The organism is Pseudomonas sp. 43NM1, assembly GCF_002836905.1.
Lineage (GTDB): Bacteria > Pseudomonadota > Gammaproteobacteria > Pseudomonadales > Pseudomonadaceae > Aquipseudomonas > Aquipseudomonas prosekii.
On record NZ_MKGS01000132.1, the window covers coordinates 1 to 14,860 of the forward strand.

Here is a 14,860-nt window from a genome sequence, read left to right on the forward strand (position 1 = left end):
GGCCCATTCCGGCGCGTCCGGCACCACGCTGTCCGGCGTCGGCAGCGGCATTGGCGGCAATTCGGGTTGTTCGCTGGCGGTTTCCAGCATCGGCTCGGCGGCCGGCTGCTGGACGATTTCAGGTTCGACCGGATCATTCCATGGCAAATCGACCACGGCTTCGGGGGCGACCGCTTCTGCCACGGGCTCGGGCGCAACCACTGGTGCAACTGGCTGCGGCTCAGGCTCACGTCTGGTTTCAGGCTCAGGCTTGGTTTGCGCCTCAGGCTGGGTTTCAGGCGCAGGCGCTGGCGCAACTGCCGTAGCGGCTACCGGCGCAACAACCGGCGCGGCAGCCACTGAGTTTGCGGAATCAACTGTGGCCTGGCTGATCCCCACTGGCTTTAGCGGCTGCCTCGGCGCATCCGCCGTGTCCGCCGGCCGGAACGCCAACATGCGCAGCAGGACCATTTCAAAGCCACCACGCGGGTCCGGCGCCAGCGGCAAGTCGCGGCGTCCGATCAGGCCCATCTGGTAATAAAACTGCACGTCTTCGGCCGGCAAGGCCTGCGCCAGTGCGAGCACGCGATCTCGGTCGCCATGACCGTTGTCGACGCCTTCGGGCAGCGCCTGGGCAATCGCAACGCGGTGCAACACATTGAGAATCTCGGACAGCACACCGTTCCAGTCCGGGCCTTGTTCAGCCAGGTGACGGACGGCTTCGAGCAACGCCTTGGCGTCGCCCTCGATCAATGAATGCAGGACATCAAACACTTGGCCATGATCGAGCGTGCCGAGCATCGCCCGCACGTCGGCGGCCATGACTTTGCCTTCACCGAAGGCAATCGCCTGATCGGTCAGGCTCATCGCATCGCGCATCGAACCGTCAGCGGCGCGGCCGAGCAGCCACAGCGCGTCGTCCTCGAACGGCACCTGCTCGACGCCCAGCACGTGGGTCAAATGCTCGACGACTCGCTCGGGAGTCATGTTCTTCAGCGAGAACTGCAGGCAACGCGAGAGAATCGTTGCCGGAAGTTTCTGCGGATCAGTGGTCGCGAGGATGAACTTGACGTAGGGCGGCGGCTCTTCGAGGGTTTTCAGCAGCGCATTGAAGGAATGGCTGGAAAGCATGTGCACTTCGTCGATCAGGTAGACCTTGAAGCGCCCACGGCTTGGCGCGTATTGCACGTTGTCGAGCAGCTCACGCGTGTCCTCGACCTTGGTCCGGCTCGCGGCGTCAATCTCGATCAGGTCGACGAAGCGCCCTTCATCGATCTCGCGGCACACCGAACACTCGCCGCACGGCGTCGAAGTGATGCCTGTTTCACAGTTTAAACATTTGGCAATGATTCGTGCGATGGTGGTCTTGCCGACCCCGCGCGTACCGGTAAACAGGTAAGCGTGGTGCAGCCGCTGGCTGTCCAAGGCATTGATCAGAGCCTTGAGCACATGGGTCTGGCCGACCATTTCGCGGAACGAGCGCGGACGCCATTTACGTGCAAGAACCTGATAACTCATCGAAAACCGTCGCCACTGGGAAGCAGAAGCGGCTAATGCTAGCGGAGCAGGCCCGAAATTGCATCCGGCGCGCTCGTCTAATCTGGCTAAGCTGCACTTTGGGGGCCATTTGCGGCTCGGGTTTATCAGTTCCGGAGCGTTTATGCGGTTGGCCCTGGGGGCATTGTTGTGGATCTGCCTGAATGTCGCCGCCGCCGACACGCCGGTGCGTTACGTGCTGGCCGACGGTTGGGCGATGCCGCTGGTGCAACTGGAACGCGGCCGCCCGACCCAGGGCATTTTGTATGACGTGATGCTCAGCCTGTCGACTCAGGTCGGCGCGCCGGCGGAGTTTCACGTGGTGCCGCGCGCGCGGGTGCAAAGCGTCATGGAACACGGCGAGGTCGATGTGCGCTGCTATGCCGCGCAATCATGGCAGCCGAACCAGTCCGGCGACTACATCTGGAGCATTCCGCTGTTTGTGCAGCGCGACCTGCTGATCAGCCGCCAAGGCCCGCCGACTGCGGTGGTGCCGGCGAGCCTGCAAAAAGAATCGGTCGGTACGGTGCTCGGTTACATCTATCCGACGCTGCAACCGCTGTTCGACAGCGGCCAGTTGCAACGCGAAGACGCGCGCAGTCAGGAGCAAGTGCTGGAAAAACTCCTGGCTGGCCGCTATCGCTACGCGGTCAGCAATCAATGGACGCTCGACTGGTTCAACCAGCGCCTGTTGCCGGAGCGGCAGCTGCAAGCGGTGGCGCTGTTGCAGGAGCAGAATGTCGGCTGCTACGTGCGCAACGACCCGAAAGTGCCGGTGCAGCGGATTTTGCGCACCTTGCTGCGGATGAAGATGTCGGGGGAAATTGACGACATCATCGGGCTCTACATTGGCGCCGAGCCCCGCGAGCCTTAACGCAATCCTACAGGGAAAAACGCGCACACGAAAAAACACCGCCCTGGAGTTGATCCATGGCAGAGCAGCAAAAATATTTTGAGTTGATAAGCACGATAGAGAAACCGTGCGGCGTTATGGAGGCAACCCCATCAGCCACACCCCGGCACACAATGTTCCCGCTGTGGCTGCTTCCTTCCGGATCTGACCAGGTTCACGGGTAATCGTTGCGGGGGGACCGATGGGGTCACCATAACGACGTTCACCTGACGGCGAACGGCGCCATTGTACCTATCTGAGACGAACTTACAACCGTTCGATCCAGATTAAAAAAATGAATCAGGTCAAGGACATGCGCAGGCCTTTAAAAACGCCGGGCGACTTGACCGGGAGCATGGGAACGATCATAGCCGGGTTTCGGGTCAGACCTCGATGCCGTGGTCTTTCAGGAACACCACAAACGCTTCTTCATCCAGCACTTTCAAGCCGAGCTCATTGGCCTTGGCCAGTTTCGAGCCAGCGCCCGGGCCTGCGACCACGCAGTGGGTCTTCGCCGACACCGAGCCAGCGACCTTGGCGCCGAGGCTTTCCAGCTTGTCCTTGGCCACGTCGCGGCTCATCAATTCCAGCGAACCGGTCAACACCCAGGTCTGCCCGGCGAGCGGCAAACCTTCGACGACTTTCTTTTCGCTCTTCCAGTGCATGCCGAAATCACGCAGCTGTTTTTCCGCCGCTTCAGCGATCTGCCGATTCTCGGCCACCGCGAAGAAATCGCGCACCGAATTCGCCTGTTTCTCCGGCAACGCCTGACGCATGTCCAGCCAATCGGCATCCATCACGCCTTGCAGCGAACCAAACTTGTCCGCCAGTTTCTGCGCCCCGCCCGGCCCAACCGAGGGAATGTGCAGCTTGTCGAGGAAACCACCGAGCGTGGTGCTGGCGGAGAACTCGGCGCCCAACTCGCCCTGATCCTGAATCTGCAAACCGTGCGAGAGCAGTTCGGTAATCACCTGCTGGTTATGCGCATCTTCGAAAAAGCTGTGAATCTCGTGCGCCACTTCCAGGCCGACATCCGGCAAGTACGTCAGCACTTGCGGCAACGCTTGTTGAACGCGCTCCAGCGAGCCGAGAGAGCGCGCCAGCACCTTGGCCGTCTCTTCGCCGACATCCGGAATGCCCAGCGCATAGACGAACCGCGCCAGGCTTGGCTGCTTGCTGTCTTCGATGGCCGCGAGCAGCTTCTTGCTCGACAGTTCGGCAAAGCCTTCGAGGTCGACAATGTCGTCAAATTTCAGCGCGTACAGATCGGCCGGCGAATTGACCAGACCGTCGTCGACCAACTGCTCGACGCTCTTGTCGCCCAGGCCTTCGATGTCCATTGCGCGGCGCGAGACGAAGTGAATAATCGCTTGTTTCAGTTGCGCGCCACACGCCAGGCGCCCGACGCAGCGGTACACCGCGCCTTCGCTGACGGTCTCGCGACCTTTGCTGCGTTTGACCAGTTGCGTACGCTCGACGTGCGAGCCGCACACCGGGCATTGTTCCGGGATGTGCACCGCGCGGGCATTTTCCGGACGGCGCTCGGTGACCACTTGCACCACTTGCGGGATCACGTCACCGGCACGGCGAATGATCACGGTATCGCCGATCATCAAGCCCAGGCGCGCGACTTCGTCCATGTTGTGCAGCGTCGCGTTGGCCACGGTGACGCCGGCTACTTTGACCGGTTTCAGTCGCGCCACCGGCGTGACCGCGCCGGTGCGTCCGACCTGAAACTCGACGTCGAGCAGCTCGGTGAGTTCTTCCATCGCCGGGAATTTATGGGCGATCGCCCAGCGCGGTTCGCGGGCGCGGAAACCCAATTCGCGTTGCGAAGCGATGCTGTTGACCTTGAACACCACGCCATCGATTTCATAACCGAGCGCGTTGCGGCGCTCGCCGATGTCGCGGTAGTAGTCAAGGCATTCGTCGATGCCGTGCGCCAGTTTCAGTTCATGGCTGATCGGCATGCCCCACTTCTGCAACTGCTTGAGATTGCCGATGTGCGTGTCGGCGATATCGGCGGAAATCTGGCCGATGCCGTAGCAGCAGAATTCCAATGGACGATTGGCGGTGATCTTCGAATCGAGTTGGCGCAAGCTGCCGGCGGCGGCGTTACGCGGGTTGGCGAAGGTCTTGCCGCCGACTTCCAGCTGCGAGGCGTTGAGCCGTTCGAAACCGGCCTTGGACATAAACACTTCGCCGCGCACTTCGAGGGTTGCCGGCCAGCCAGTGCCGTGCAGCTTCAGCGGAATGTTGCGCACGGTGCGCACGTTGACGCTGATGTCTTCGCCGGTGGTGCCATCGCCGCGCGTGGCGCCGCGCACCAATACGCCGTCCTGATACAACAGGCTGACCGCCAGGCCATCGAGTTTCGGTTCGCAGCTGTATTCCACCGCCGCCCCAGCGCCGAACAGATCACCGGTCGGCAAGTCGAGGCCTTCGGTTACCCGGCGGTCGAACTCGCGCATGTCGGTCTCTTCGAAGGCGTTGCCGAGGCTGAGCATCGGCACTTCGTGGCGCACTTGAGTAAACGCCGACAAGGCTGCGCTGCCGACGCGCTGGGTTGGCGAGTCGCTGGTGATCAGTTCGGGATTGGCGGCTTCGAGGGCTTTGAGCTCGTGGAACAAGCGGTCGTACTCGGCGTCCGGAATGCTCGGCTCGTCCATCACGTGATAGCGATAGTTGTGCTGATCCAGCTCAGCGCGCAGCTCTAGAATGCGGGTTTTGGCGGCGGTCATGGGTGTTCTCTCATAAAGCAAAAGAGCAGCCGAAGCTGCTCAATTTTCTAATCACGATAGCCTGAAGGCTTGCACCATGTGGCGAGGGGGCTTGCCCCCGTTCGACTGCGAAGCAGTCGCAAATATTGTGATCGTGTTTTATCTGGCACAACGGGCGGCATGGTCTTGGGGCCGCTTCGCAACCCAACGGGGGCAAGCCCCCTCGCCACAACAGCCCTTTTGCCTTTAGCGTTTCTGGGTCAGGGCGCGACGTTCGAACTCGACGATACGCTGACGGTAATGCTCGATCGTCTGGGCGGTCAGCACACTGCGCTGGTCGTCTTTCAGTTCGCCGTTCAGTTCCTGCGACAGCTTGCGCGCTGCGGCCACCATCACGTCGAAGGCTTGCTTCGGATGACGCGGGCCCGGCAGACCGAGGAAGAAGCTCACGGCCGGCGTGCTGAAGTGGTCGATGTCGTCCAGATCAAAGATGCCCGGCTTGACCGCGTTGGCCATGGAGAACAGCACTTCGCCGTTACCCGCCATGCTTTCGTGGCGGTGGAAAATATCCATCTCGCCGAAACGCAGGCCGCTTTCGAGAATGTTCTGCAACAGCGCCGGGCCCTTGAAGCCGGCAGCGTCGCGGCAGATCACGCTGATCACCAGCACTTCTTCGGCTTGCGGCTGTTCTTTGTCGCTGACCGCCGGCGACGACTTGGTGTCATCCGGGAAATCGTCGTCACGGCTGCTGAAGCTCGGGCCGCCGTCCAGATCCAGGCTCAGGTTCATGTCGCCCTGCGAAGGTTCGCCATGGCCACGCTTGCCGCGCTTGGAACCCGATTCACGAGGTTCGCGCGCCGGCATGCTCACGGACGGCAGATCGTGCTCGTCCAGTTGCGGCTCTTTATGCGTGTCCAGCACGCGGGGCGGGCCCAACAGCTCGGCGCTGGTGTCCTCGTCCGGCAGGTTGGACAGACTTCGATCAAGACGGAATTTTAGTTTTCCCTTGCCGCCGCGCATACGGCGCCAGCCATCGAAAAGAATACCGGCAATGACAATAATGCCGATGACGATCAGCCACTCGCGCAGACCGATTTCCATGTAATCCCGTGCCTCTATAAAAAATGCTGAAAAATAAGGGGTTTACAACGTGCAAACCGCTTTAAAACGTGGCGCCAACTCTATGTTCTGACAGGCGTTTTGCCCACGTATACGAAAAATTGACATTAAACTAGCACGACCAAAGGCAACTTTACACCGTCTGTCACAATGGCTTGAGCGAATATGTCGATTGGCCAGCAACGAAAGGCAAGAAGAACCGTCCTACAACCGCGTATCACCGGCCCTACAGCCCGAGACTCAGGCATCCACCATCGCCATCGCTTCCTCGACATCTACCGCCACCAAACGTGAACAACCCGGTTCATGCATCGTCACCCCCATCAGTTGATCGGCCATTTCCATGGCGATCTTGTTGTGGGTGATGTAGATGAACTGCACCGTCTGCGACATTTCCTTGACCAGCCGTGCGTAGCGTCCAACGTTAGCGTCATCCAGTGGCGCGTCAACTTCATCAAGCATGCAGAACGGCGCCGGGTTCAACTTGAAGATGGCAAATACCAGGGCCAATGCGGTCAGGGCTTTTTCGCCGCCGGAGAGCAAATGGATGGTGCTGTTCTTCTTCCCTGGCGGCCGCGCCATGATTGTCACCCCTGTATCGAGTAGATCTTCGCCCGTCAGTTCCAAGTAGGCGCTGCCGCCACCGAAAACTTTTGGGAAAAGTGCCTGAATTCCGGCATTGATCTGATCAAAGGTATCTTTGAAGCGGTTTCGGGTTTCCTTGTCGATCTTGCGAATCACGTTTTCCAGCGTGTCCAGCGCTTCGACCAGATCGTCGTTCTGCGCGTCCAGATAACGTTTGCGTTCGGATTGCTGGGTGTATTCGTCGATGGCCGCGAGGTTGATCGCACCGAGCCGCGCAATACGTGCGGCGATGCGCTCCAGCTCTTCCTCGGCGTCCTTCTCGTTGGCCTCGGCCACCAGCGTGGCGATCACACCATGCAAGTCGTAGCCATCCTCCAGCAATTGATCTTCGAGGGTTTTGCGGCGCACGGTCAGGGCTTGCCATTCCATGCGCTGGGTTTCCATCTGCCCGCGAATCAATTGCGATTGCTGCTCGGCCTGATTTCGGCGCTTCTCGGCATCACGCAGTTCGCGGTCGGCGTCTTCCATGGCGGCTTGCGCGGTTTTCAGTTCTTCGTCGACGGTCATGCGCTTGTCGAGCAATTCTTCGAGTTTGAGGCGCAGCTCTTCCAGCGGCGCCTCGCCCTCCTCCAGATTCAAACTGAGCTGTTCGCGCTTCTCGGTCAGGCGCTCGGATTGCATCTCCAGACGTTCCAGCGCCTGCCGCGTCGAGTCGTGCTGGGCCTTCAGCGAGCCCAGACGCACGGCCAATTGGTGCGCATGGTCCTTGTGCTGCCGCGCTTCCTGGCGCACCCGATCAAGACGTTCGCGCAAGCTGTCGCGCTGAGCCATCAGTAACTCGCGCTGCTCGGTGTCGAGCTCCATCGCGTCGAGCGCTTCCTGCAATTGCAGGCGCGCTTCGCCAATGTTTTCGTGTTCCAGCGCGCGTTGCTCGGCCAGTTCGCTGAGCTCTTCGTCGAGACGCGTGCGGCGCAACGTCAGTTGTTCAGCCTTGGCTTTGCCGGCGGACAGCTGGGCTTTCAATTCACCTTGCTGACGCGCTTCGTCCTGCAGCAAACGACGCAAATGTTCGCGACCGTTTTCCTGCTGACGCTGTTGCGCGCGCAGGTTCTGCAATTGCGTCTCGAGGGTTTCGACCGTGGCTTCGCGCTCTTCACGTTCGATGCCCAGATTGTGAATTTCCTGACCACGGGCGATCACGCCGCTTTCCGCTTCACTGGCGCGGCGCACCCGCAGAAAGTGCCGGCTGACCCAATAACCGTCGCGGCTGATCAGGCTTTCGCCGTCGGCCAACTGACCGCGCAGGGCCAAGGCCTGATCGAGACTCTCAACCGGTTTGACCTGCCCCAGCCATGGCGACAGATCAACCGGCGCCTCGACCTTGTCGAGCAGGCTGCCGGCCACGCGCACGCCATCGGTGGCGGCGCTGAGCAAACGCAAATCGCCTTGGGCAAACCCGGCCAGATCGAAATCGCCGAAGTCGTCGACCAGCACCGCTTGCAGGTCGGCGCCGAGCACGGTTTCCACCGCCAGCTCCCAACCCGCCTCAACGCTCAAGCCGTCGGCCAGGCGCGGACGCTCGGTCAGGTTCTGTTCGCGCAGCCATTCAGCAGTGCCAGTGCCCGGATCGAGCGCGGCTTGCTGCAAGGCTTCCAGCGAGGCCAAACGCCCGTTGAGACGCTGCAAGTCACCTTGCGCGGTTTGCTGCGCGGTCAGCGCATGCTGCAGTTCCTGACGCAGCTGTTCGAGTTTTTCGACTTGCGCCTGTTCACTCGTCTGCAAATCCTCAAGCGTCGCCTCGGACTCCGCGAGCTGCTCGTTGAGCGCCATGATTGCCGCGTCTTCAGGGTCGGCCGAGAGCAACGCGCGCTCCTCGCCGAGACGCTTTTGCCGTTCGGCCAGGCGTTCCATGCTGGTTTCCAGCTGTTGGATGCGCGACTGCTGCACTTCTGACTGGCGGCGCGGTTCAGCGGCGGTGAGGTTGAACGTGTCCCACTGCTCTTGCCAGGCGTGCATGGTGGTTTCGGATTCTTCCAGCGCGGCGGCGGCCTCTTCGGCGGCGGCGCTGGTGACTTCCTGTTCCGGAGTCAGCAGGTCGAGCTCTTCGCCGAGGGTCAGCAGCAACGTGCGGTCGTGGCCCAGGTGCGATTCGGTTTCCAGGCGTGCGCGCTCGGCTTCTTTCAAATCATCCTGCAACTGGCGCAAACGCTGCTGGCCGTGCTGGATGCTTTGCTCGACCCGGGCGATGTCGCCGCCGACCGAATAAAAGCGCCCTTGCACCAGATTGAAGCGCTCGGACAGGTCATGGTGACCGTCACGCAGGCGTTCAATTGCGGCGTCGGCGTTGCGTTGCTCGGCGACCAAGGCTTCGAAGGTGATTTCCTGATTGCCGATCACCGCTTCGCGCTGCCCGACCTGCTCGTTCAGCGCCTGCCAGCGCAGCGCCGACAATTGCGCCTTGAGCTGACGTTCCTCACCTTTATATTCCTGATACTTCTTGGCCGACTCGGCTTGACGGTGCAAGCGTTCGAGTTGGCGTTCGAGCTCGTCGCGCAAGTCGGTCAGGCGCGCAAGGTTTTCATGGGTGCGGCGGATTCGGTTTTCAGTCTCGCGGCGGCGCTCCTTGTACTTGGAGATGCCGGCCGCTTCTTCAATAAAGTTGCGCAGGTCTTCAGGCTTGGCTTCGATCAGCTTGGAGATCATCCCCTGCTCGATGATCGAGTAGCTGCGCGGGCCGAGGCCGGTGCCGAGGAAGATGTCGGTGATGTCGCGCCGCCGGCATTTGGTGCCGTTGAGGAAGTAACTGTTCTGGCTATCGCGGGTCACTTTGCGGCGAATCGATATTTCCGCATAAGCCGCGTATTCGCCGACCAGCGTGCCGTCGGAGTTGTCGAACACCAGTTCGATGCTCGCCTGGCTGACCGGTTTGCGGCTGGTCGAGCCATTGAAGATGACGTCGGTCATCGACTCGCCGCGCAGGTTCTTTGCCGAGCTCTCGCCCATCACCCAACGCACGGCGTCGATGATGTTCGACTTGCCGCAACCATTGGGCCCGACCACCGCCGCCATGTTACTGGGGAAGTTCACCGTGGTCGGGTCGACGAAGGATTTGAACCCCGCCAGTTTGATGCACTTGAGCCGCACCCTTAAGCGACCGTCAGGGCGGAAATCACCAGATCGCAGCTGCGCTGGGCATAGGCCGTCAGCACCACACGAATCTGCGGGAAGTCACGGGCGATCACCGCCGCCAGCAAGCGCTCGAACAATTCGAGGAACTCGCTCATCTCGGCTTTGCGCTGTTCCAGTGCAAGAAAATACGCGCGGCTCATGGCCGGCTGCAGATTTTCCACGGTTTCCTGCAAATACGGGTTGTTGGCAAACGGGTATGCAGCGCGCATCACGCTGAAACTGTCGTCAACGAATGTGCGGATGTCCTGGCGCTCGTAACTGGCGCTCAGGCGTTGCTGGATCTGCACGAACGCCGCCAGGTCAGCCTGGACTCGCCAGCCGCTGGCCACGGCGTTGCCGAGCAAGATGTACAACTCGCTCATCAGCGTGCACAGGCTCTGGACCTTGTGCGCGGTGAGTTCGGTGACATGGGCGCCACGTCGCGGGAGGATCGCGATCAAGTGGCGGCGCTCCAGGATCAGCAAGGCTTCGCGGACCGAACCGCGGCTGACATTAAGTGCCAGCGTGACCTTCTGTTCCTGGATGCGCTCTCCCGGCTTCATTTCGCCGCGAATGATACGTTCGGCGAGGTGGTGAGCAATTTGCTCGGCGAGGCTGTCCGGCGCCTTGAACGTCATGGTTGTCCTTCAAACTCTTCGATCTGCACAAGCGGCGCAGTGTAGCGCAATTGCTACGTCATGGCGGAGTGCCCACCCGGCGGTTTTTGGCACGAAATAAGCAAAAAGCAAGCTGACACGTGAGGGTCAATACTAATGAAACGCGCTGTTGATCGAGAAAAGCTGATTTCCTGACCTTTAAGTCAGAAAACCATTGACCGAAAAGTCAGACCTGATAAATTCGGCTCACATCGGTTAACAACAATAATGAGTCTGCGAGGCCATCCGTGATCCAGTTTTTACTCAACCAGGAACTCCGTAGCGAGCACGCCCTGGACCCGAACCTGACCGTGCTCAATTACCTGCGCGACCACGTCGGCAAACCCGGCACCAAAGAAGGCTGCGCCAGCGGCGACTGCGGCGCATGCACCGTGGTAGTCGGCGAGCTGCAAACGGATGACGATGGCCGCGAACACATTCGCTATCGCAGCCTCAACTCGTGCCTGACGTTCGTTTCGTCACTGCACGGCAAACAATTGATCAGCGTCGAAGACCTCAAGCACCAAGGCCAATTGCACAGCGTGCAACAAGCCATGGTCGAGTGCCACGGCTCGCAATGCGGCTTCTGCACGCCAGGCTTCGTGATGTCGTTGTTCGCGCTGCAGAAGAACAGCGACGCGCCGGACTCGCACAAGGCCCACGAAGCGCTGGCCGGCAACCTCTGCCGCTGCACCGGCTATCGGCCGATTCTCGAAGCCGCGCAGCAATCGTGCTGCGGCAAACAACCTGACCAGTTCGATGCGCGCGAGGCCGACACCATCGCCCGCCTCAAAGCCATCGCCCCAACCGACATCGGCGAGCTCAACAGTGGCGACAAACGTTGCCTGGTGCCGCTGACCGTGGCCGATCTGGCCGACCTTTACGACGCTTATCCGCAAGCCCGCCTGCTGGCCGGCGGCACCGACCTGGCGCTGGAAGTCACGCAATTCCATCGCACCTTGCCGGTGATGATCTACGTCGGCAACGTGGCCGAAATGAAGCGCATCGAGCGTTTCGACGATCGCCTGGAAATCGGCGCCGCCACCGCCCTCTCCGATTGCTACGAAGCACTGAAAGCGGAATACCCGGACTTCGGCGAACTGCTGCAGCGCTTCGCTTCGTTGCAGATTCGCAACCAGGGCACCTTGGGCGGCAACATCGGCAACGCCTCGCCCATCGGCGACTCGCCGCCGCTGCTGATCGCCTTGGGCGCGCAGATTGTGCTGTGCAAGGGCGAAACCCGCCGCACCCTGGCGCTGGAAGATTACTTCATCGATTACCGGGTTACCGCGCGTCAGGAAAGCGAGTTCATCGAAAAGATCATCGTGCCCCGCGCTAGCGCCGAACAACTGTTCCGCGCCTATAAAGTGTCGAAGCGTCTGGACGACGACATTTCCGCAGTCTGCGCCGCGTTCAACCTGCGCTTTGAAAACGGTGTGATCGCCGACGCCCGCGTGGCATTCGGCGGCATGGCGGCAATCCCGAAACGCGCGAAAAACTGCGAAACCGCGCTGCTCGGTGCGCCGTTCAACCACGCCACCATCGAACGTGCCTGCGCCGCGCTGGCGGAAGATTTCACCCCGCTCTCGGACTTCCGCGCGAGCAAGGAGTATCGCCTGCTCAGCGCGCAAAACCTGCTGCGCAAATACTTCATCGAACTGCAAACACCGCACATCGAGACTCGGGTGACCGCTTATGTCTAATCATCACGCTGTAGAGAAGACCCAAGCCGAACTGGCTGAACTGTTCGCCCAGGACCTGACCACCGGCGTCGGCCGCAGCGTCAAGCACGACAGCGCCGCCAAGCACGTGTCCGGTGAAGCGCAGTACATCGACGACCGCCTGGAATTTCCGAACCAGTTGCACGTTTATGCACGCCTGTCGGACCGCGCCCACGCGAAAATCATCAGCATCGACACCGCGCCGTGCTACGCCTTCGAAGGCGTGCGCATCGCCATCACTCACGAAGACGTGCCGGGCCTGAAAGACATCGGCCCGCTGCTGCCGGGCGACCCGTTGCTGGCCATCGACACCGTGGAATTCGTCGGCCAACCGGTGGTTGCGGTGGCGGCGAAGGACCTGGAAACCGCGCGCAAAGCGGCGATGGCCGCGATCATCGAGTACGAAGATCTCGAGCCCGTTCTGGACGTGGTTGAAGCCTTGCGAAAACGCCACTTCGTGCTCGACAGCCACACTCACCAGCGCGGCGATTCCGCCGGTGCCTTGGCGACTGCAGAGCATCGCATCCAGGGCACGCTGCACATCGGCGGCCAGGAACACTTTTATCTGGAGACGCAAATCTCCTCGGTGATGCCGACCGAAGATGGCGGGATGATCGTTTACTGCTCGACGCAAAACCCCACCGAAGTGCAGAAACTGGTCGCCGAAGTGCTGGACGTGTCGATGAACAAAATCGTCGTCGACATGCGTCGTATGGGCGGTGGTTTCGGCGGCAAGGAAACTCAGGCGGCCAGCCCGGCGTGCCTGTGCGCAGTGATCGCGCACCTCACCGGTCAGCCGACCAAAATGCGCCTGCCGCGCGTCGAAGACATGCTGATGACCGGCAAGCGTCACCCGTTTTACGTCGAATATGACGTTGGCTTCGACAGCACCGGTCGCCTGCACGGCATCGCGCTGGAACTGGCCGGCAACTGCGGTTGTTCGCCGGATTTGTCGGCGTCGATTGTCGACCGCGCGATGTTCCACGCCGACAACTCGTACTACCTCGGCGACGCGACGATCAACGGCCACCGCTGCAAAACCAACACCGCGTCGAACACCGCTTACCGTGGTTTCGGCGGCCCGCAAGGGATGGTGGCGATTGAAGAAGTGATGGACGCGATTGCCCGTCATCTGGCCCTCGATCCGCTAGCCGTGCGCAAGGCCAACTACTACGGCAAAACCGAGCGCAACGTCACGCATTACTACCAGACCGTCGAGCACAACATGCTCGAAGAAATGACCGCCGAACTCGAAGAAAGCAGCCAGTACGCCGAGCGTCGCGAAGCGATTCGTCGCTACAACGCCAACAGCCCGATTCTGAAAAAAGGCCTGGCGCTGACCCCGGTCAAATTCGGCATTTCGTTCACCGCCAGTTTCCTCAATCAGGCCGGCGCGCTGATCCACGTTTACACCGACGGCAGCATTCACCTGAACCACGGCGGCACCGAAATGGGCCAGGGTTTGAACACCAAAGTCGCGCAAGTCGTGGCCGAAGTGTTCCAGGTGGAAATGGACCGCGTGCAGATCACCGCGACCAACACCGACAAAGTGCCGAACACCTCGCCAACCGCTGCTTCCAGCGGCGCCGACCTGAACGGTAAAGCCGCGCAGAACGCTGCGGAAATCATCAAGAAACGCCTGGTGGAATTCGCCGCGCGGCAATACAAGGTCAGCGAAGAAGACGTCGAATTCCACAACGGTCACGTGCGGGTTCGCGATCACATTCTGACGTTCGAGGCGCTGATCCAGCAGGCGTATTTCGCGCAGGTTTCGTTGTCGAGCACCGGGTTCTACAAGACCCCGAAAATCTTCTACGACCGCAGTCAGGCGCGGGGTCGGCCGTTCTATTACTACGCGTTCGGCGCGGCGTGCTGTGAAGTGATCGTCGACACCTTGACCGGCGAATACAAAATGCTGCGCACCGACATTCTTCACGACGTCGGCGCTTCGCTAAATCCGTCAATCGATATCGGTCAGGTCGAAGGTGGGTTCATCCAGGGCATGGGGTGGCTGACCATGGAAGAACTGGTGTGGAACAACAAGGGCAAACTGATGACCAACGGCCCGGCGAGCTACAAGATCCCGGCCGTCGCCGACATGCCGCTGGACCTGCGGGTGAAGCTGGTGGAAAACCGCAAGAACCCGGAAGACACGGTGTTCCATTCCAAGGCTGTGGGTGAGCCGCCGTTCATGCTCGGGATTGCTTCGTGGTGCGCGATCAAGGATGCCGTGGCGAGTTTGGGTGACTACAAACATCAGCCGAATATCGATGCGCCGGCGACGCCGGAGCGGGTGTTGTGGGGCTGCGAGCAGATGCGCCAGTTGAAAGCGGCGAAGGCTGTCGAAACCGAAGTTGAGTTGGCTTCGCTCTGATACCGAGGCGCGGCCTTCGCGGGCAAGCCTCGCTCCTACAGATTGATGGTGTATCGCGATGATGTGCACGACGCGAATACTGTAGGAGCGAGGCTTGCCCGCGAAGAGGC

General features: G+C 60.8%; 8 protein-coding genes and 1 other RNA gene. 3 read left to right on the forward strand and 6 right to left on the reverse strand.

All coding sequences use genetic code 11. The features are described from left to right. The coding region (dnaX, locus tag BI292_RS11700; protein ID WP_101207971.1) for a DNA polymerase III subunit gamma/tau at window positions 1-1,497 on the reverse strand (1,497 nt) is incomplete at its 3' end. Between the two features lie 142 nt (window positions 1,498-1,639). Between dnaX and BI292_RS11705 the strand changes: the two genes are divergently transcribed. Continuing rightward, entirely contained in the window at window positions 1,640-2,389 is a 750-nt protein-coding gene (locus tag BI292_RS11705) for an ABC transporter substrate-binding protein (RefSeq protein ID WP_101207972.1), read from the forward strand. A gap of 126 nt (window positions 2,390-2,515) precedes the next feature. Here BI292_RS11705 and ffs read toward each other — a convergent pair. The 5 genes from ffs to BI292_RS11730 form a co-directional block, all read right to left on the reverse strand. Beyond that, window positions 2,516-2,612: signal recognition particle sRNA small type (gene ffs, locus BI292_RS11710), an RNA gene on the reverse strand. A gap of 178 nt (window positions 2,613-2,790) precedes the next feature. After that, a complete protein-coding gene (ligA, locus tag BI292_RS11715) occupies window positions 2,791-5,148 on the reverse strand; it encodes an NAD-dependent DNA ligase LigA (protein ID WP_101207973.1) in 2,358 nt (785 codons plus the stop codon). Window positions 5,149-5,373: 225 nt separating this feature from the next. Next, window positions 5,374-6,228, reverse strand: a complete 855-nt coding sequence (zipA, locus tag BI292_RS11720; protein WP_092270871.1) for a cell division protein ZipA — start codon at window positions 6,226-6,228, stop codon at window positions 5,374-5,376. Window positions 6,229-6,486: 258 nt separating this feature from the next. After that, window positions 6,487-9,975 (reverse strand): chromosome segregation protein SMC, encoded by a 3,489-nt coding sequence (smc, locus tag BI292_RS11725; RefSeq protein ID WP_101207974.1) that lies wholly within the window; start codon window positions 9,973-9,975, stop codon window positions 6,487-6,489. 2 nt (window positions 9,976-9,977) lie between these two features. Further along, entirely contained in the window at window positions 9,978-10,637 is a 660-nt protein-coding gene (locus tag BI292_RS11730; protein ID WP_092270877.1) for a GntR family transcriptional regulator, read from the reverse strand. Between the two features lie 266 nt (window positions 10,638-10,903). Here BI292_RS11730 and xdhA point away from each other — a divergent pair, with 266 nt between their 5' ends. Further along, window positions 10,904-12,358 (forward strand): xanthine dehydrogenase small subunit, encoded by a 1,455-nt coding sequence (xdhA, locus tag BI292_RS11735; RefSeq protein WP_092270879.1) that lies wholly within the window; start codon window positions 10,904-10,906, stop codon window positions 12,356-12,358. After that, window positions 12,351-14,750, forward strand: a complete 2,400-nt coding sequence (gene xdhB, locus BI292_RS11740) for a xanthine dehydrogenase molybdopterin binding subunit (protein WP_101207975.1) — start codon at window positions 12,351-12,353, stop codon at window positions 14,748-14,750. Before xdhA ends, xdhB begins: the two co-directional genes overlap by 8 nt. Window positions 14,751-14,860 lie beyond the last annotated feature (110 nt).

Bases quoted from the DNA above. Each gene is read 5' to 3' on its own strand.
- BI292_RS11705 (WP_101207972.1), top strand. From the start codon at position 1,640: ATGCGGTTGGCCCTGGGGGCATTGTTGTGGATCTGCCTGAATGTCGCC.
- ligA (WP_101207973.1), bottom strand. From the start codon at position 5,148: ATGACCGCCGCCAAAACCCGCATTCTAGAGCTGCGCGCTGAGCTGGAT.
- zipA (WP_092270871.1), bottom strand. From the start codon at position 6,228: ATGGAAATCGGTCTGCGCGAGTGGCTGATCGTCATCGGCATTATTGTC.
- BI292_RS11730 (WP_092270877.1), bottom strand. From the start codon at position 10,637: ATGACGTTCAAGGCGCCGGACAGCCTCGCCGAGCAAATTGCTCACCAC.
- xdhB (WP_101207975.1), top strand. From the start codon at position 12,351: ATGTCTAATCATCACGCTGTAGAGAAGACCCAAGCCGAACTGGCTGAA.